The organism is Microbacter sp. GSS18 (genome assembly GCA_029319145.1).
Lineage (GTDB): Bacteria > Actinomycetota > Actinomycetes > Actinomycetales > Microbacteriaceae > Microbacterium.
In genome coordinates this window covers 1,423,671-1,441,910 of sequence record CP119753.1, presented here as the reverse complement: position 1 = coordinate 1,441,910, position 18,240 = coordinate 1,423,671, and the positions used below count along the sequence as shown (strand labels likewise).

Annotated in this window: 11 protein-coding genes and 3 rRNA genes; 10 read left to right on the top strand and 4 right to left on the bottom strand. The window is 66.9% G+C overall.

The window, feature by feature from the left end; genetic code table 11:
• Positions 1–21 precede the first annotated feature (21 nt).
• The 5 genes from argH to P0L94_06770 all read left to right on the top strand — a co-directional run bounded on the left by argH (position 22) and on the right by P0L94_06770 (position 5,244).
• Positions 22–1,452: an argininosuccinate lyase gene (gene argH / locus P0L94_06790; GenBank protein ID WES65771.1), complete on the top strand. Its 1,431-nt coding sequence runs from the start codon at positions 22–24 to the stop codon at positions 1,450–1,452.
• Between the two features lie 60 nt (positions 1,453–1,512).
• Entirely contained in the window at positions 1,513–2,160 is a 648-nt protein-coding gene (locus P0L94_06785; protein WES65770.1) for a SatD family protein, read from the top strand.
• The gene (locus P0L94_06780; GenBank protein ID WES65769.1) at positions 2,157–2,975 is read left to right on the top strand and encodes a hypothetical protein; all 819 of its coding nucleotides are present in this window, start codon (positions 2,157–2,159) and stop codon (positions 2,973–2,975) included. Before P0L94_06785 ends, P0L94_06780 begins: the two co-directional genes overlap by 4 nt.
• Before the next feature lie 42 nt (positions 2,976–3,017).
• Complete coding sequence (gene tyrS / locus P0L94_06775) at positions 3,018–4,331, top strand: tyrosine--tRNA ligase (GenBank protein ID WES65768.1); 1,314 nt, start codon at positions 3,018–3,020, stop codon at positions 4,329–4,331.
• A 64-nt stretch (positions 4,332–4,395) separates the two neighbouring features.
• Entirely contained in the window at positions 4,396–5,244 is an 849-nt protein-coding gene (locus P0L94_06770) for a DUF4184 family protein (GenBank protein WES65767.1), read from the top strand.
• A gap of 34 nt (positions 5,245–5,278) precedes the next feature.
• On the opposite strand, the gene P0L94_06765 is transcribed toward P0L94_06770, so the two are convergent.
• Complete coding sequence (locus P0L94_06765; protein WES65766.1) at positions 5,279–5,908, bottom strand: GPR1/FUN34/YaaH family transporter; 630 nt, start codon at positions 5,906–5,908, stop codon at positions 5,279–5,281.
• A 566-nt stretch (positions 5,909–6,474) separates the two neighbouring features.
• Here P0L94_06765 and P0L94_06760 point away from each other — a divergent pair.
• The 3 genes from P0L94_06760 (at position 6,475) to rrf (ending at position 11,762) form a co-directional block, all read left to right on the top strand.
• A 16S ribosomal RNA gene (locus P0L94_06760) occupies positions 6,475–7,997 on the top strand.
• 432 nt (positions 7,998–8,429) lie between these two features.
• A 23S ribosomal RNA gene (locus P0L94_06755) occupies positions 8,430–11,536 on the top strand.
• A 109-nt stretch (positions 11,537–11,645) separates the two neighbouring features.
• Positions 11,646–11,762, top strand: a 5S ribosomal RNA gene (rrf, locus tag P0L94_06750).
• The 16S, 23S and 5S rRNA genes sit together here, the layout of an rRNA operon.
• 96 nt (positions 11,763–11,858) lie before the next feature.
• Here the strand turns inward: rrf and P0L94_06745 are convergent.
• The gene (locus P0L94_06745; GenBank protein ID WES65765.1) at positions 11,859–12,602 is read right to left on the bottom strand and encodes a hypothetical protein; all 744 of its coding nucleotides are present in this window, start codon (positions 12,600–12,602) and stop codon (positions 11,859–11,861) included.
• 12 nt (positions 12,603–12,614) lie between these two features.
• Here P0L94_06745 and P0L94_06740 point away from each other — a divergent pair, with 12 nt between their 5' ends.
• Both P0L94_06740 and P0L94_06735 read left to right on the top strand, forming a co-directional pair.
• The gene (locus tag P0L94_06740) at positions 12,615–13,421 is read left to right on the top strand and encodes a hypothetical protein (GenBank protein WES65764.1); all 807 of its coding nucleotides are present in this window, start codon (positions 12,615–12,617) and stop codon (positions 13,419–13,421) included.
• A complete protein-coding gene (locus P0L94_06735; protein ID WES65763.1) occupies positions 13,421–14,461 on the top strand; it encodes an HAD-IIA family hydrolase in 1,041 nt (346 codons plus the stop codon). Before P0L94_06740 ends, P0L94_06735 begins: the two co-directional genes overlap by 1 nt.
• A gap of 9 nt (positions 14,462–14,470) precedes the next feature.
• On the opposite strand, the gene P0L94_06730 is transcribed toward P0L94_06735, so the two are convergent.
• Both P0L94_06730 and P0L94_06725 read right to left on the bottom strand, forming a co-directional pair.
• Positions 14,471–16,066 (bottom strand): FAD-dependent oxidoreductase, encoded by a 1,596-nt coding sequence (locus tag P0L94_06730; GenBank protein ID WES65762.1) that lies wholly within the window; start codon positions 16,064–16,066, stop codon positions 14,471–14,473.
• Positions 16,063–18,183 carry a molybdopterin oxidoreductase family protein gene (locus P0L94_06725; GenBank protein WES65761.1) on the bottom strand — a complete coding sequence of 707 codons (2,121 nt, stop codon included), beginning with the start codon at positions 18,181–18,183 and terminating at the stop codon, positions 16,063–16,065. The genes P0L94_06730 and P0L94_06725 overlap by 4 nt, the downstream gene beginning before the upstream one ends.
• Positions 18,184–18,240: the final 57 nt, after the last annotated feature.

Genomic DNA, 18,240 nt, shown 5'->3' with positions numbered 1-18,240 from the left:
CCGCCTCGGTAGGCTGGTGCGGTGAGTGATTCCAAGCACGACGGCACCAACGAGGGCGCGCTGTGGGGCGCCCGGTTCGCGACGGGACCGTCGCCGGAGCTGGCGGAGCTGAGCCGCTCGACGCACTTCGACTGGGATCTGGCGCTGTACGACCTCGCCGGCTCCCACGCCCACGCGAAGGCGCTCGCCGCCGCGGGATATCTCAGCGAAGACGAAGCGGCGGCCATGCACGCCGGGCTCGACGCGCTCGCCGACGGCATCCGCGACGGCTCGCTGCGCCCGTCGCCGGCCGACGAGGACGTCCACGGCGCTCTCGAGCAGGCGCTCATCGCCGAGGTCGGCCCCGAGCTCGGCGGCAAGCTGCGCGCCGGCCGCAGCCGCAACGATCAGATCGCGACGCTCGTGCGCATGTACATGCTCGACCATGCGCGGACGATCGCACGCGAGATCCTGCGGCTGGTGGACGCCCTCGTCGCGCAGGCCGAAGCGCATCCCGACGCGATCATGCCGGGGCGGACCCACCTGCAGCATGCGCAGCCGGTGCTGCTGGCGCACCACCTCCAGGCCCACGCGTGGCCGCTCGTGCGCGATCTCGAGCGCCTGAGGGACTGGTCCGCGCGCGCGTCCGTCTCGCCGTACGGCGGGGGAGCGCTGGCCGGATCGACGCTGGGGCTTGACCCCCAGCTCGTGGCCGACAGCCTCGGCCTCGCACGACCCGCCGAGAACTCGCTGGACGGCACGGCGGCCCGCGACGTCGTCGCCGAGTTCGCGTTCATCGCGGCGATGATCGGCGTCGACCTGTCGCGCCTTTCCGAGGAGATCATCCTCTGGAACACGCGCGAGTTCGGCTTCGTCACCCTCGACGACGGCTACTCGACGGGGTCGAGCATCATGCCGCAGAAGAAGAACCCCGACATCGCCGAGCTCGCGCGGGGCAAGTCGGGTCGCCTCATCGGCAACCTGACCGGACTGCTCGCCACGCTCAAGGCGCTGCCGCTGGCCTACAACCGCGACCTGCAGGAGGACAAGGAGCCCGTGTTCGACTCGGTGCGCACGCTCGAGGTCGTCCTCCCCGCGTTCGCCGGCATGGTCGCGACGCTGCGCTTCCACACCGACCGCATGGCGGAGCTGGCCCCGCAGGGCTTCTCGCTGGCCACCGACGTGGCCGAGTGGCTCGTCAAGCGGGGGGTGCCGTTCCGTGACGCGCACGAGATCTCCGGTCACATGGTGCGCGTGTGCGAAGGGCGGGGGATCGATCTGCACGAGCTCGATGACGCCGCGCTCGCCGAGATCTCGCCGCATCTGTCGCCCGACGTGCGCGACGTGCTGACGATCGAGGGCTCTGTCGCATCCCGGACCGGCGCGGGCGGGACGGCGGCGGTGCGCGTCGAGGAGCAGCGTTCCGAGCTGATCGCGCGTGTTCAGCACGCCGCTCACGCTCTCGGACTCTGATCTTCGCCGAAGATAAGCGATTGGCTTATCTTGTTGCGATATAAGCGCTACGATGATGGCATGACCGTCGCGGTGATCGCCGACATCGTCGGCTCCCGGCGCTTGGCCGACCGCGCCGGCGCGCAAGCGGAGATCGATGCCGCGATCGAGCGCGTCGAGACCGATCGGCCGGGAGCCGTCGAACGGCTGCGCGCGACAGCCGGCGACGAGTTCCAGGGCGTGTACCCCGATCTCGCATCCGCGCTGGGCGCGACGCTGCTGCTGCAGCTCGCGCTTCCCGACGGCATCGAGCTGAGGTTCGGCCTGGGCCTCGGGCCGATCCAGACGATCTCGTCCGCGGCGGGGGCGATCCCCGAGGGGCCGGGATGGTGGGTCGCCCGCGACGCGATCGAGACCGTCGAGGCCAAGCAGCGTCGCGCCGCGCCGAGCGCCCGCACGTGGATCAGGCGCTCCGACGAGGAGGATGCCGGTATGCAGCCCACGATCGACATGGCCAACGCGTACGTGCTCGTGCGCGACGAGCTGGTCGGCGCCATGAGCGAGCGTGCGCGCCGGCTCACCTACGGCCGGTGCCTGGGCCGGACCCAGTCCGACCTCGCCCACGACGAGGGGATCACCCAGCCGGCGGTGTCGCAGACGCTCGCCGGTGCGGGCGCGTCCGCGGTCGTCGAGGGATTCCTCGCGCTGGAAGCGGGGGTGACGGTGTGATCCTCGCCGGTCTCCTCCTCCTCGCCATCGGCGGCGCCGACCTCGTGCGCGCCTTCGTGCCGCGCCGCTGGGCGGGCTATCTCGTGGTCGCCGTGGCGGCGCTCGCGATCGGCGTCGTCGCCGCCGCGCTGCTCGAGGCCCTCGTGGCCGTCGTGGTCGCGGCGGTCTGGGTGTGGGCCGTGCCCACCCACCGGCCGGTGCGCGCCGCGTTCTGGCCCGCGCTGGCGGTGGGTGTGCTGTGCGCGCTCGCGGTGATGAGCATCCCGCCGCGTGCATCCGCGGGCGTGATGTCGGACGTGTGGCAGTTCCCGACCCCGGGCGGCGAGCTGTCGTTCGACGCGGCGGTCCTCGTCGTCGGCGCCGTGGTCTTCCTGTTCGAGTCGGCGAACGTCGTCGTGCGCCTCGCCCTGAACTCCGTCGGCGTCGGCGGCGGCCCCCGCGCGGCGACAACCGCGCCCGGGCGGGACGAGCGACCCGCGGACGACCTCCGCGGCGCCGAGACGCTCGCCGAGGAGGTCGCCGTCGAGGCGGTCGAGCCCGCCGCCCCGCAGCCGCTCGAGCACGAGCCGCGCCTGAAGGGCGGGCGACTGATCGGCCCCCTCGAGCGCATCCTGGTGTTCTCCCTCACGCTGCTGGGCGCGTACACGCTCGTCGCCGCATTCGTCGCGGCCAAGGGGATCGTGCGCTTCCCCGAGATCTCGCGCGACTCCGACCGCGGCAACAGCGCGGAGTACTTCCTGATCGGAAGCATGGTCAGCTGGGTGGTGGCGCTGTCGGCGGCGGCGCTGGTGTGGTGGTCGCTGTCGATCGCGTGACGGCGGCGGAGCGGCGCCGCGGCCGCTGATAGCCTGAAGCGCGTGTCTGAAACCGTCGTGAGCGCGACCGCGCCCGCCAACGACCCGACGTTCGAGAACGTCTGGGACGAGATCGTGTGGCGCGGACTCGTGCATGTGTCCACCGACCAGGAGGCGTTGCGCGCCCTGCTCTCGGGGGACCCGATCACGTATTACTGCGGCTTCGATCCGACCGCGCCGAGTCTGCATCTCGGCAACCTCGTCCAGCTGCTCCTCATGCGCCGGCTCCAGCTGGCCGGCCACAGGCCCCTCGGGCTCGTCGGCGGCTCGACCGGCCTCATCGGCGACCCTCGTCCGTCGGCCGAGCGGACGCTGAACACCAAGGACACCGTCGCGGAGTGGGTCGGGTACCTGCGCTCGCAGGTCGAGCGCTTCCTGAGCTTCGAGGGCGACAACGCCGCGCGCGTCGTCAACAACCTCGACTGGACCGCACCGATGAGCGCGATCGACTTCCTGCGCGAGATCGGCAAGCACTACCGCGTGGGGACGATGCTGAAGAAGGACGCCGTCGCGGCGCGTCTGAACTCCGAGGCGGGCATCAGCTACACCGAGTTCAGCTACCAGATCCTGCAGGGGATGGACTTCCTGCAGCTCTACCGCGAGTACGGCTGCGTGCTGCAGAGCGGCGGCAGCGACCAGTGGGGCAACCTCACCAGCGGCACCGACCTCATCCACCGGGTGGAGGGGCGCTCGGTGCACGCCATCGGCACGCCGCTGATCACCAACAGCGACGGCACCAAGTTCGGCAAGAGCGAGGGCAACGCCATCTGGCTCGATGCCCACATGTGCAGCCCGTACCGCATGTACCAGTTCTGGCTCAACACCGACGACGCCGACGTGATCTCGCGGCTGAAGATCTTCACGTTCCTCACGCGCGCCGAGATCGAGGAGTACGAGCGCCTGGTCGAGGCCGAGCCCTTCCGGCGCGCGGCGCAGAAGCGCCTCGCGCTCGAGGTGACGACGTTCGTGCACGGCACCGCGGCGACGGAAGCCGTCATCGCGGCATCCGAAGCGCTGTTCGGCAAGGGCGACCTCACGGCGCTCGACGCGCCGACGCTGCGTCATGCGCTCGAGGAGCTGCCGAACGCCGAGCTCCCCGCGGGCACGCCGGTGACCCACGCGCTCGTGGAGACGGGCCTGGTGGCCAGCCTCTCGGAGGCCCGGCGCGCCATCGCGCAGGGCGGCGTCTCGCTGGACGGCGCGAAGGTCGCCGACGACACCGTGACCGTCGACGGCGCGCTGCCGGGCGGCGTGTCGGTGCTGCGCCGCGGCAAGAAGACGCTTGCCGGGGTGATCGTCACCCACGCCGGCGCGTGAGCGCCTCGCCCGGTCGGTCCGTCGCCCCACTCGGGCGCTGCGCGCGCGAAGGGAGCCCCCGGACATGCCGTTCACCCCGAGTCACGCCGTCGTGGCTCTGCCGTTCGTGCGCACGCCGTTGATCCCGGCCGCGATCGCGGTGGGCGCGATGGCGCCGGACCTCCCGCTGTTCACGCGGAACCTGCCGGTGCCCTACTTCCGCACCCACGACCTCGTCTGGCTCCCGGTCACGCTGCTCCTGGCGCTCGGCCTGCTGCTGGTGTGGCGCAGCGTCGTGCGTCCGGCGGCGCGCGAGCTGGCCCCGACCTGGCTCGCCGCCCGGCTGCCCGCCGCGTGGGATGCCCCGGCGTCGGCGTCCGCGCGCGAGACGCTCGGTCTCGTGGCGTCGGACCGCCGGCGGTGGCGCGTGTCGGGGGGCGGCGCGGCAGTGCTCGCGCTGTCGCTCGCGCTCGGCATCGTGAGCCACGTGCTGTGGGACCAGTTCACGCACGAGGGCCGGGCCGGCGTCGAAGCCGTGCCCGTCCTGGGGGAGACGTGGGGTCCGCTGCTGGGCTACAAATGGCTCCAGCACGGCTCGAGCGCGGTCGGGCTCGCGGTCGTCGGGATCTTCCTGCTCGTGTGGCTGTCACGCCGCGACGCCGCGGCATCCGTACCCCGCGTGCTTCCGACATGGATGCGCTGGGCGTGGTGGCTGTCGCTGCCGGTCGTGCTGGCGACGGCGTGGGTCACGGGGCTGGCCGCCTACGGGCCGCTCGATGCGGAGTTCACCGTCGCCCATCTCGCGTACCGTGTGCTCCCGCGCGCGTCCGGTCTGTGGGGCGCCGCGACGCTCGCACTGTGCGTCGGCGTTCAGGTCGCCCGGGCGCGCGATGCGCGACGTGCGAACGCATCCGGCCACACCGCAGCGTCCTGACCCACGGCCGCCGCGGGCCGAGCGCGGGGGAGTGTCAGGACTCGGGGTCGGCACCCATCGGGATCCAGGGCGGCCCCAGCGGCAGGACGCGCCTGCCCATCGTGCGCCAGTAGAACTTCTCGGCGAGCATGTAGGCCGCCAGGGTCGCTGCGAGCAGCAGCACGATCGCGCCCACGGACTCGAGCGCGGGGAGGTCGGCGAGATACGACACCGACTGCAGTCCGAGACCGGCCGAGACGGACAGGAGCGTCACGGGCAGGACGGAGTTGTGGACGGCGGCCGCGGGCACGAACATCAGCGCGACCGCGGCGAAGGCGGCCACGAAGAACCCGGTCGCCACGTCGCTGACGTCGACGCCCAGCTGTTCGCTGAGCAGGAAGCCGGGCACCACGATCCAGTACCAGCCGAAGGCGTTGTACACCACGAAGTGGAAGTCGTCCCGGGCGAAGTACGACAGCATGCCGGCGGTGACCTGCACGACACCGCCGAACACGGCGCCGACCCAGAAGACGGGGCTCTCCTCCTGGACGCCGAGGTGCGCGAGCTGTGCGGTCACGGTCGCCAGGACGAAGCCCAGCAGTCCGATGAGACCGGGGTCCGCTGTGGCGTTGCGGCGCAGGCGGACGGGGATCGTGGATGTGGCCGGGGACGGTGAAGAGACCATGCGAAACCTCCTGGCGGATGGGCCCAGGATGGCAGTCGCGGGTGCGACACGCCCGGGATGCGGGGTGGATTCGCCAGAGGGGCCCACGGCACGTAAAGTATTTCTTGTTCGCCCCAAAGGGAAGAGCGGAGCGGCCGGAAGGCCCCGCCCCCTCAAGCAGCGAACGAATCCCTTCCAAGAGACTGGCGGACTCACGTCTTCCTGATCTAAGATGGGATGTCCTCTCCGAAGACCGCGGTCATCGGCCGGAGCAGGGATCTGAAGATCCACGCTCGCCGGTTTGACAGACGGAACGGATGGGATAAGATAGTGAAGTTGCCCCGCGGGGCTGGTCTCCTCCTGGTGAGGGGGTCAGTGGTGGGAGCATCCGATCCTTGAGAACTCAACAGCGTGCACTTGTCAAATGCCAAATAATCCTCGTCCAGCTTCGGCTGGTTGAGAATTCCTTTTGGATCAAAGACCAACTCCCTTTGTGGGGTTGGCAACGGATAGTCAGCAATGACATCTCTTTGGTCAGATCAAACTCGCTGCGGCACTGTTTTTCCCGGTGTTGTATGCAATTTTTCTTTACGGAGAGTTTGATCCTGGCTCAGGATGAACGCTGGCGGCGTGCTTAACACATGCAAGTCGAACGGTGAAGCAGAGCTTGCTCTGTGGATCAGTGGCGAACGGGTGAGTAACACGTGAGCAACCTGCCCCGGACTCTGGGATAAGCGCTGGAAACGGCGTCTAATACTGGATACGAGACGCAACCGCATGGTTAGTGTCTGGAAAGATTTTTCGGTCTGGGATGGGCTCGCGGCCTATCAGCTTGTTGGTGAGGTAATGGCTCACCAAGGCGTCGACGGGTAGCCGGCCTGAGAGGGTGACCGGCCACACTGGGACTGAGACACGGCCCAGACTCCTACGGGAGGCAGCAGTGGGGAATATTGCACAATGGGCGGAAGCCTGATGCAGCAACGCCGCGTGAGGGACGACGGCCTTCGGGTTGTAAACCTCTTTTAGCAGGGAAGAAGCGAAAGTGACGGTACCTGCAGAAAAAGCGCCGGCTAACTACGTGCCAGCAGCCGCGGTAATACGTAGGGCGCAAGCGTTATCCGGAATTATTGGGCGTAAAGAGCTCGTAGGCGGTCTGTCGCGTCTGCTGTGAAAACCCGAGGCTCAACCTCGGGCCTGCAGTGGGTACGGGCAGACTAGAGTGCGGTAGGGGAGATTGGAATTCCTGGTGTAGCGGTGGAATGCGCAGATATCAGGAGGAACACCGATGGCGAAGGCAGATCTCTGGGCCGTAACTGACGCTGAGGAGCGAAAGGGTGGGGAGCAAACAGGCTTAGATACCCTGGTAGTCCACCCCGTAAACGTTGGGAACTAGTTGTGGGGTCCTTTCCACGGATTCCGTGACGCAGCTAACGCATTAAGTTCCCCGCCTGGGGAGTACGGCCGCAAGGCTAAAACTCAAAGGAATTGACGGGGACCCGCACAAGCGGCGGAGCATGCGGATTAATTCGATGCAACGCGAAGAACCTTACCAAGGCTTGACATACACGAGAACGCTGCAGAAATGTAGAACTCTTTGGACACTCGTGAACAGGTGGTGCATGGTTGTCGTCAGCTCGTGTCGTGAGATGTTGGGTTAAGTCCCGCAACGAGCGCAACCCTCGTTCTATGTTGCCAGCACGTAATGGTGGGAACTCATGGGATACTGCCGGGGTCAACTCGGAGGAAGGTGGGGATGACGTCAAATCATCATGCCCCTTATGTCTTGGGCTTCACGCATGCTACAATGGCCGGTACAAAGGGCTGCAATACCGCGAGGTGGAGCGAATCCCAAAAAGCCGGTCCCAGTTCGGATTGAGGTCTGCAACTCGACCTCATGAAGTCGGAGTCGCTAGTAATCGCAGATCAGCAACGCTGCGGTGAATACGTTCCCGGGTCTTGTACACACCGCCCGTCAAGTCATGAAAGTCGGTAACACCTGAAGCCGGTGGCCTAACCCTTGTGGAGGGAGCCGTCGAAGGTGGGATCGGTAATTAGGACTAAGTCGTAACAAGGTAGCCGTACCGGAAGGTGCGGCTGGATCACCTCCTTTCTAAGGAGCACTGCACTCTTCGGAGTGACAGAGCCGGATTCGAGACGAATGTTCTCGACCGGGGCTCATGGGTGGAACATTTGACAAGGCCCTCATCGTGAGGGGTTTGGAGCTAGTACGTCACTTCGGTGGCTGGAACGGTCTGGGCCCGTCGGGTGGGGGCATGCACGCTGTTGGGTCCTGAGGGACCGGGTGCGCTGCGATCCTTCGGGGTTGTGGCGTGACTGAATCCTCAGGGCCCATCTTTGGTGCCGGCGGGTTTGTCGGCAGCGGGGTGGGTACCGCCCGTACTTTGAGAACTACACAGTGGACGCGAGCATCTTCGAACCGGCTTTTCGGCTGGTTCGTTATAGATGATCTTAAAGATCATTAGTCAATTTCTGACCTGGGCCTTTCGGGGTCTGGGTTCGATTCTTGATGAAACTCATGTGATTTCAAGTCTTTAAGAGCAAACGGTGGATGCCTTGGCATCTGGAGCCGAAGAAGGACGTAGCAATCTGCGATAAGCCTCGGGGAACTGATAAGCAAGTTTTGATCCGAGGATGTCCGAATGGGGAAACCCCGCCAGGCGGCGTGCCGACCTGGTGACTCCCGCCTGAATATATAGGGCGGGTAGAGGGAACGCGGGGAAGTGAAACATCTCAGTACCCGCAGGAAGAGAAAACAACAGTGATTCCGTCAGTAGTGGCGAGCGAACGCGGATCAGGCTAAACCTCATGCGTGTGATACCCGGCAGGGGTTGCGTGTGGGGGGTTGTGGGACGTTCCTGGTTGTTCTGCCGAGCAGCCGGCGTGACAGAAGCGTGTAGACGAACCGTCTTGAAAGGCGGGCCATAGTGGGTGCCAGCCCCGTAGTCGAAATGCGTGTTCTGGCGTGGAGCGTATCCCAAGTAGCACGGGGCCCGAGAAATCCCGTGTGAATCTGTCAGGACCACCTGATAAGCCTAAATACTCCCAGATGACCGATAGCGGACAAGTACCGTGAGGGAAAGGTGAAAAGTACCCCGGGAGGGGAGTGAAATAGTACCTGAAACCGTTTGCTTACAAACCGTTGGAGCACCCCTGGTAGGTGTGACAGCGTGCCTTTTGAAGAATGAGCCTGCGAGTTAGCGATACGTGGCGAGGTTAACCCGTGTGGGGTAGCCGTAGCGAAAGCGAGTCTGAATAGGGCGATTCAGTCGCGTGTCCTAGACCCGAAGCGAAGTGATCTATCCATGGCCAGGCTGAAGCGACGGTAAGACGTCGTGGAGGGCCGAACCCACTTAGGTTGAAAACTGAGGGGATGAGCTGTGGATAGGGGTGAAAGGCCAATCAAACTTCGTGATAGCTGGTTCTCTCCGAAATGCATTTAGGTGCAGCGTTGCGTGTTTCTTGCCGGAGGTAGAGCTACTGGATGGCCGATGGGCCCCACCAGGTTACTGACGTCAGCCAAACTCCGAATGCCGGTAAGTGAGAGCGCAGCAGTGAGACTGTGGGGGATAAGCTTCATAGTCGAGAGGGAAACAACCCAGACCACCATCTAAGGTCCCTAAGCGCGTGCTAAGTGGGAAAGGATGTGGAGTTGCTTAGACAACCAGGAGGTTGGCTTAGAAGCAGCCACCCTTGAAAGAGTGCGTAATAGCTCACTGGTCAAGTGATTCCGCGCCGACAATGTAACGGGGCTCAAGCACGCCACCGAAGTTGTGGCATTGACATTATTGGTAGGCCTTCGTGGTCCAGCCGTGTTGATGGGTAGGAGAGCGTCGTGTGGGCAGTGAAGCGGCGGTGTGAACCAGCCGTGGAGCCTACACGAGTGAGAATGCAGGCATGAGTAGCGAAAGACGTGTGAGAAACACGTCCTCCGAAAGACCAAGGGTTCCAGGGTCAAGCTAATCTTCCCTGGGTAAGTCGGGACCTAAGGCGAGGCCGACAGGCGTAGTCGATGGACAACGGGTTGATATTCCCGTACCGGCGAAGAACCGCCCAAGCTAATCCAGTGGTGCTAAGAGTCCTAACTCAGGATGTACGGATCCCTTCGGGGTGAAGACGCTTGAGCGAACGCTCGACCCCATGCTGGTGCGGCTAGCGTATTAACAGGTGTGACGCAGGAAGGTAGCCCATCCCGGGCGATGGTTGTCCCGGGGCAAGTGCGTAGGCCGAGTCATAGGCAAATCCGTGACTCATACAGGCTGAGACACGATGCGGATGAAAAGTGGGTGATCCTATGCTGCCGAGAAAAGCATCGACGCGAGGTTCTAGCCGCCCGTACCCCAAACCGACTCAGGTGGTCAGGTAGAGAATACCAAGGAGATCGAGAGAATCGTGGTTAAGGAACTCGGCAAAATGCCCCCGTAACTTCGGGAGAAGGGGGGCCTTCGACGTATTAGGACTTGCTCCGAAAGCGTTTGGAGGCCGCAGAGACTAGTGGGTAGCGACTGTTTACTAAAAACACAGGTCCGTGCCAAGTCGCAAGACGATGTATACGGACTGACGCCTGCCCGGTGCTGGAAGGTTAAGAGGACCGGTTAGCCGCAAGGCGAAGCTGAGAATTTAAGCCCCAGTAAACGGCGGTGGTAACTATAACCATCCTAAGGTAGCGAAATTCCTTGTCGGGTAAGTTCCGACCTGCACGAATGGCGTAACGACTTCCCAACTGTCTCAACCGCGAACTCGGCGAAATTGCATTACGAGTAAAGATGCTCGTTACGCGCAGCAGGACGGAAAGACCCCGTGACCTTTACTACAGCTTGGTATTGGTGTTCGGTGTGGCTTGTGTAGGATAGGTGGGAGACTTTGAAGCGGACACGCCAGTGTTCGTGGAGTCGTTGTTGAAATACCACTCTGGTCACTCTGGATGTCTAACTTCGAACCGTGATCCGGTTCAGGGACAGTGCCTGGTGGGTAGTTTAACTGGGGCGGTTGCCTCCCAAAAAGTAACGGAGGCGCCCAAAGGTTCCCTCAACCTGGTTGGCAATCAGGTGGCGAGTGTAAGTGCACAAGGGAGCTTGACTGTGAGACTGACAGGTCGAGCAGGGACGAAAGTCGGGACTAGTGATCCGGCAGTGGCTTGTGGAAGCGCTGTCGCTCAACGGATAAAAGGTACCTCGGGGATAACAGGCTGATCTTGCCCAAGAGTCCATATCGACGGCATGGTTTGGCACCTCGATGTCGGCTCGTCGCATCCTGGGGCTGGAGTAGGTCCCAAGGGTTGGGCTGTTCGCCCATTAAAGCGGTACGCGAGCTGGGTTTAGAACGTCGTGAGACAGTTCGGTCCCTATCCGCTGCGCGCGTAGGAAGTTTGAGAGGATCTGACCCTAGTACGAGAGGACCGGGTTGGACGAACCTCTGGTGTGTCAGTTGTTCCGCCAGGAGCACCGCTGATTAGCTACGTTCGGGATGGATAACCGCTGAAAGCATCTAAGCGGGAAGCCGGCCTCAAGATGAGACTTCCATACCTTCGGGTGAGAGGCTCCCAGCCAGATTACTGGGTTGATAGGCCAGATGTGGAAGCGTGGCAACACGTGCAGCTGACTGGTACTAATAAGCCGATGACTTGATAACACACCGTTTCTGGTGCTTGCGTCCACTGAGTGGTTCCCGATGTACGGTCGGGGATCAGCAATCAACGAACCATGTTCGCTATTGCGACTGATTGAAACATCAATAGTGTTTCGGCGGCCATAGCGAGAGGGAAACGCCCGGTCACATTCCGAACCCGGAAGCTAAGCCTCTCAGCGCCGATGGTACTGCAGGGGGGACCCTGTGGGAGAGTAGGACACCGCCGGACTTCCATTAACCGAATGGCCACCCAACGCAGGGTGGCCATTCGGCGTTAACACGACGGTTGTCGCCGAGCGTGTATCCGGGGAGGATCGAAGTCATGTCAGAGCAGCAGCCTCGAGACGAGGATGCTTCCGCGCGCTCTCCTCGCCGGGACACCCGCACCAACGCCCCGCGCCGGGACGGCGACAAGAAGCCGTACGGCAAGCGTGATGGTGACCGGAAGCCGTATGAGAAGCGTGACGGTGACCGGAAGCCGTACGGCGACAAGAAGCCGTATGAGAAGCGTGACGGTGACCGGAAGCCGTACGGCGACAAGAAGCCGTATGAGAAGCGTGACGGTGACCGGAAGCCGTACGGCGACAAGAAGCCCTATGGCAAGCGTGATGGCGACCGGAAGCCGTATGAGAAGCGTGACGGTGACCGGAAGCCGTACGGCGACAAGAAGCCGTATGAGAAGCGTGACGGTGACCGGAAGCCGTACGGCGACAAGAAGCCCTATGGCAAGCGTGATGGCGACCGGAAGCCGTATGAGAAGCGTGACGGTGACCGGAAGCCGTACGGCGACAAGAAGCCGTATGAGAAGCGTGACGGTGACCGGAAGCCGTACGGCGACAAGAAGCCCTATGGCAAGCGTGATGGCGACCGGAAGCCGTATGAGAAGCGTGACGGTGACCGGAAGCCGTATGGCGACTGGAAGCCGTACGAGAAGCGCGATGGCGACCGCAAGCCCTATGCACGCGACGCGGCGGGCGGGTCCCGCGGCGGACGCCCCACGCGCGGCGGCGCCGGCCGGCCGGATCGCGCTGCTCTGCCCGGGCAGGCGCGCCCCGAGCGCGCTCGTCATCAGGATCCGCTCGTGCCCGAGGAGATCACCGCGAAGGATCTGCACCCGAGCGCGCGGAACGAACTGAAGACCCTCAGCAAGGAGAACGCCGACCACGTCGCGCGTCATCTCGCCATGGCGTCGCGTCTCATCGACGACGACCCCGCGCTTGCGCACGAGCATGCGCTGGCCGCGTCGCGTCGGGCCGGCCGCATCGCGGTGGTCCGCGAGACGCTCGCGATCACGGCGTACGCGACAGGCGACTTCGCACTCGCACTGCGCGAACTGCGCACGTACCGGCGGATCTCGGGCAACGACGATCAGATCGCGCTCATGGTGGACAGCGAGCGCGGTGTCGGCCGCCCCGAGCGCGCTCTCGAGCTCGGACGCTCCGTCGACCGTACGAAGCTGCCGACCGCCGTGCGCGTCGAGCTGGCGATCGCGATGTCGGGGGCTCGCCTCGACATGGGTGAGCCCGAGCGTGCGCTGACCGAGCTCGACATCCCCGAGCTCGACCCCGATCGGGCGTTCGAGTGGAGTCCCGCCCTCTTCGCCGCCCGTGCCACAGTGCTCGACGAGCTCGGCCGCGCCGACGAGAGCGCCCTGTGGCAGAAGCGCGCAGAGGTGGCAGCCGACGCGATCGACGAGGCGACGGGCCGTGGCGATCACGAGACGATCACCGTGGACGAGGTCGAGGAGATCGTGGAACTCGACGACATCGAGGTCGACGAGGCCCTGTCTCCGCAGGACGAGGCCCTGTCTCCGCAGGACGAGGCCCTGTCTCCGCAGGACGAGGCCCTGTCCCCGCAGGACGAGGCCGCGCCCGAGGCCGACGCCTGATGGGGCTGTTCTCCCGCCGCGCGCCCGAGCCGTCGCCCCTCGACGGCATCGACGTCGTGCTGGCCGACCTCGACGGCGTCGTCTACGCCGGTGCAGGCGCCATTCCGCACGCGGTCGAGAGTCTCACCGCCGCGCGAGCGGCCGATCGCCGCCTGGGCTACATCACCAACAACGCATCGCGCACGGACGCCTCGGTGGCGGCGCATCTGTCGGGCCTCGGGCTCGACACCGCGCCGGACGAGGTGGTCACGAGCCCGCAGGCCGCGATGCGTCTGCTGGCGGATGGCGTCCCCGCCGGTTCGACCATCCTCGTCGTGGGCGGCGAAGGCCTCGTCGTCGAGGTGGAGAAGGCCGGCTTCCGCGTGACGCGCAGTGCCGACGACGCCCCGGCAGCCGTCGTCCAGGGCTTCGCGCCCGACGTCGGCTGGTCGCAGCTCGCCGAAGCCGCGTTCGCGCTGGCGACTCCCGAGGACGAGGGCGGCATCCCCTGGATCGCCACGAACACCGACTGGACGATTCCCCAGGCCCGCGGCATCGCGCCGGGCAACGGCACGCTCGTCTCAGCCGTGCACACCGCCGTCGGGCGCCTCGCGACGGTGGCGGGGAAGCCCGAAGTGCCCATCTTCGAAGAGGCCGTCGCCCGCTTCGGAGCGGCCGCGCCGCTCTTCCTCGGCGACCGCCTCGACACCGACATCCTCGGTGCGAACCGCGCGGGCATTCCGTCGGCCCTGATCCTCACCGGAGTCGATCGACCCAAGCACGTGCTGGCGGCGCCCGCGGGATCGCAGCCGACGTACATCCTGAGCGACCTGCGCGAGATGCACGAGCCGTATCCCGAGACGGTCGTGAAGGATGGCGTCGTGTCGGTGCGGGCAGCATCCGTCCGCATCGACGGTCCCGACATCGTCATCGTGTCCGAGGGGGAGCGGCAGATCGACCTGCTCCGTGCCGCCGCCGCGGCGATCTGGCAGACCGGCCGCGCGATCTTCGGCTTCCGCGTGCCCGAGAAGCTGTACGCCGACCCGTTCCACCGTCCCTGACGGACCGCGTCAGGGCGTCGCAGCGGGGGCCTGCGCCGCAGCGTGCCCGGCGATCAGCTCGGCGATCCGACCGCGGCACCCGCCGCACCCCGTACCCGCGCGCGTCTTGCGACCGACGTCGTCGACGCCCCGACATCCGCCGGCCGCGGCATCGGTGACGCCCTGCACGGTGACGCCGTTGCACCAGCACACCGTGGACTCGGGCGAAAGCGGGTCGGAGGCGGTCGAGGTGGCATCCGCAGCGTCCAATCGCAGCAGGAGCGACGGATCCGCGGGTAGCTCGCTGCCGCGCTCGAAGTGCAGCGTCAGCTCGGCGCCGGTGCGCGGCATCCCGACCGACGCGAATCCCTCGAGCACGCCGCCGCGGGTCACCATCTTGACGTAGGACCCCGCGGCGCCGTCGACCCACATCGCCACGTGGCGCGCCGGCTGCTCCTCGGGATCGGCGTCCCACGGCTCGGCGGCCACATCGCCGCCGGCGACGACGTCGATGCCCTCGGCCTTCAGCATGACCACCGCCGGACGAGCCGCCGGCGGGGGCGTTCGCGGGACCCCGCCGGCGGCCTCGATCGCGAGCCGATCGGACAGCCAGTCCGCCTGGCGCCACCCGGGCGCGATCAAGCCCGCCGGCGCCCCGGGCACGCGCTGCCCGATCGTCTTCGCGGCACGCTCGGCGATCTGAGCGCAGTCGCCGATGGCGAAGACCGCGGGATCGCTCCACGACGCGAGCGACTCGTCCACGACGATTCCGGCCGAGACCTCGATGCCCGCGGCGACGGCCAGCTCGGTGCGGGCGCTCGCTCCGACCGAGATGAGCAGGAGATCGGCGGGAAGCACCTTGCCGTCCGCAGTCACCAGCGCATCGAAGCGGGGCTCGGCGGTGTCGGTGCTGAGGATCACCGATTCGGCGCGGGAGTGGGGGAGCAGCCGCACACCGATGCGGCGGCAGGCCTGCGCCAGCGAACGACCCGCACCGCGGTCGAGATTGCGGTCCATGGGCGCTTCGCCGTGGTGGACCACCGTCACCTCGGCGCCCTGCTCGGCGGCGGCGAGGGCGACCTCCATCCCCAGCACGCCCGCGCCGAGGACGATGATGCGTCCGCGCCCGCGGACCACCGGCAGAACCCGCTCGGCGTCCTCGATCGATCGCAAGGTCGCGACCCCGGGCGGAAGCGGTGCCGAGCCCGCATCCAGCTCCGCGGCGGAGCTCGGAGACGTCCTGCGGTCGCGCACGCACCTTTCCAGTCCGGCGAGCGTCGGTAGGTTCGCGCGCGCCCCGGTCGCCAGCACGAGACGGTCGTAGGACACCTCGGCGCCCGCATCGGTGCGCACCACGCGGCGGTCGCGGTCGATCGCGACCGCGGTCTCGGCGAGGCGGATCGCCGCGCCCGCGTCGACCGCGGCGGCGGTCTCGGCGATCTCGAGCCGCTCGCGGGTGGCACGGCCGACGGCGTACTCGCCGACGAGCACCCGATTGTAGGCGTCGTGGCGCTCGGCGCCCAGGACGGTCAGCGCGGCGACGCCGGCGCGCACCGGGTCGATCATGCCCTCGACGAAGCGTGCGCCGACGGGACCGTATCCGATCAGGACGATGCGGGGGATCATGCGGGGACCTCCTCGGAGACCGGGCGGCGCGCGGCGGGCGAGACCGTCACCAGCGTGTGCTTGAACTCGGGCATGGCCGAAACGGGATCGACCGCGGCCTCGGTGAGCAGGTTCGCCGTCCCGTCGCCGGGATAGTGGAACGGCAGGAAGACGGTGTCATGGCGGATGCCGGTCGTGAGCTCGGCCCGCGCGTGAACCGAGCCGCGCGTGTTCGCGATCGCGACGCGGTCGCCGTCGGTGATGCCGAGACGCGTGGCGGTCACCGGATGCAGCTGGGCGGTCACCTCGGGGCGCGCGTTCCTCAGCTCGGCGACACGACGCGTCTGCGCGCCGGATTGGTAGTGCTCGAGCAGGCGGCCGGTGACCAGCGTCAGCTCGCCGCCGCGCTGGGGACCCGTCGCGCGCGGGCGGAACCGCACCGGGACGATGCGGGCGCGTCCGTCGGGCGTGCCGAAGCGCTCCGCGAAGAGTCGCGGCGTGCCCGCGGAGCCCGCCGGGAACGGCCAGTGCGCCTCGATGCCGGTGTCCAGAAGCTCGTGGCTCAATCCTGAGTAGTCGGCCACACCGCCCTCGGATGCGCGCGCGAGTTCGTCGAACACCTCGGACGGATCGGTCGACCACATGCCGGGGGCGTCCAGCCGCGCGGCCAGCTCCCGCATGATCCAGAGCTCGCTGCGGGCCGCGGGCGGTGGCTCCACCGCCTTGCGCCGCCGGATGACACGGCCCTCGAGAGACGTCATGGTCCCCTCTTCCTCCGCCCACTGCAGCACGGGCAGCACGACGTCGGCGCGAGCCGCCGTCTCGGACAGGAAGAAGTCGCACACCACGAGCAGATCGAGGGCGTCCAGCCCGCGGCGCACGGCCGCGGCATCCGGGGCCGACACCACGACGTTCGAGCCGTGCACGAGCAGGCAGCGCACGCCGCCGGGGCGGCCGAGCATGCCGAGGAGCGCGACGGCGGGCACGCCGGGTCCGGGGATGATCGACGGGTCGACGCCCCACACGGCGGCGACGTGCGCGCGGGCGGCGGGGTCGTCGATCTTGCGGTAGCCGGGCAGCTGATCGGACTTCTGGCCGTGCTCGCGCCCGCCCTGCCCGTTGCCCTGGCCGGTGAGGGTGCCATAGCCGGATCCGGGGCGGCCGGGCAGGCCCAGAGCGAGGGCCAGGTTGATGGCGGCCGTTGCGGTGTCGGTGCCGTCGACGTGCTGCTCGACCCCGCGGCCGGTGAGGATGTAGACGTCGCCGCCCGCGGCGAGCCGGCGGGCCACCGTGCGCAGGACCTCGACGGGGACGCCCGTGACGGACTGCACCCGCTCGGGCCACCACGCGTTGACGGAACGGCGGAGCGCATCGGGGTCGCTCGTGCGCCGCGCGAGGTAGTCGTGATCGGCCAGACCCTCGTCGAAGACGATGTGCGTGAGGCCCAGGAGCACCGCCATGTCGGTCGCAGCCGCGGGCTGGATGTGGATGCCGGCGCCCTCGGCCGTGAGCTTCGCGGTCTCGGAGCGGCGTGGGTCGACGACGATCAGCCCGCCGCGCTCGCGGGCGCCCCTCAGGTGTCCGATGAACGGCGGCATGGTGGCGGCGACGTTCGAGCCGAGCATGAGGATCGTGTCGGCGCCGTCGAGATCCGTCACGGGGAAGGGGAGGCCCCGATCGATGCCGAAGGCGCGGTTCGCCGCCGCCGCCGCCGAAGACATGCAGAACCGGCCGTTGTAGTCGATGCGCGAGGTGCCGAGGGCGATGCGGGCGAACTTGCCGAGCTGGTACGCCTTCTCATTGGTCAGCCCGCCGCCGCCGAAGACGCCGACCGCGTCCGCCCCCCACGTCTCGCGCGTGCTGCGCAGCCGGTCGGCGACGAGGTCGAGGACGTCGTCCCACGCGGCCGGCACCAGGGCGCCGTCGGCGCCTCGCACGAGCGGCGTGGTGATCCGGTCGGGGGCGTCCAGCAGTTCGGCCGAGGTCCAGCCCTTCTTGCACAGGCCGCCGCGGTTGGTCGGGAAGTCGCGTCCGGAGACCGTGGCCGTCTCACGTCCGGCGAGGCCCGAGGCGGCGGGAGTGAGCGTCATGGCGCACTGCAGTGCGCAATAGGGGCAATGACTGGCGGCGGTTCCCATGGCGTCCTCCTCACGTGGTGTCCGGGACCGGGCGGCGTGCGCCGCCCGGTCCCGGAA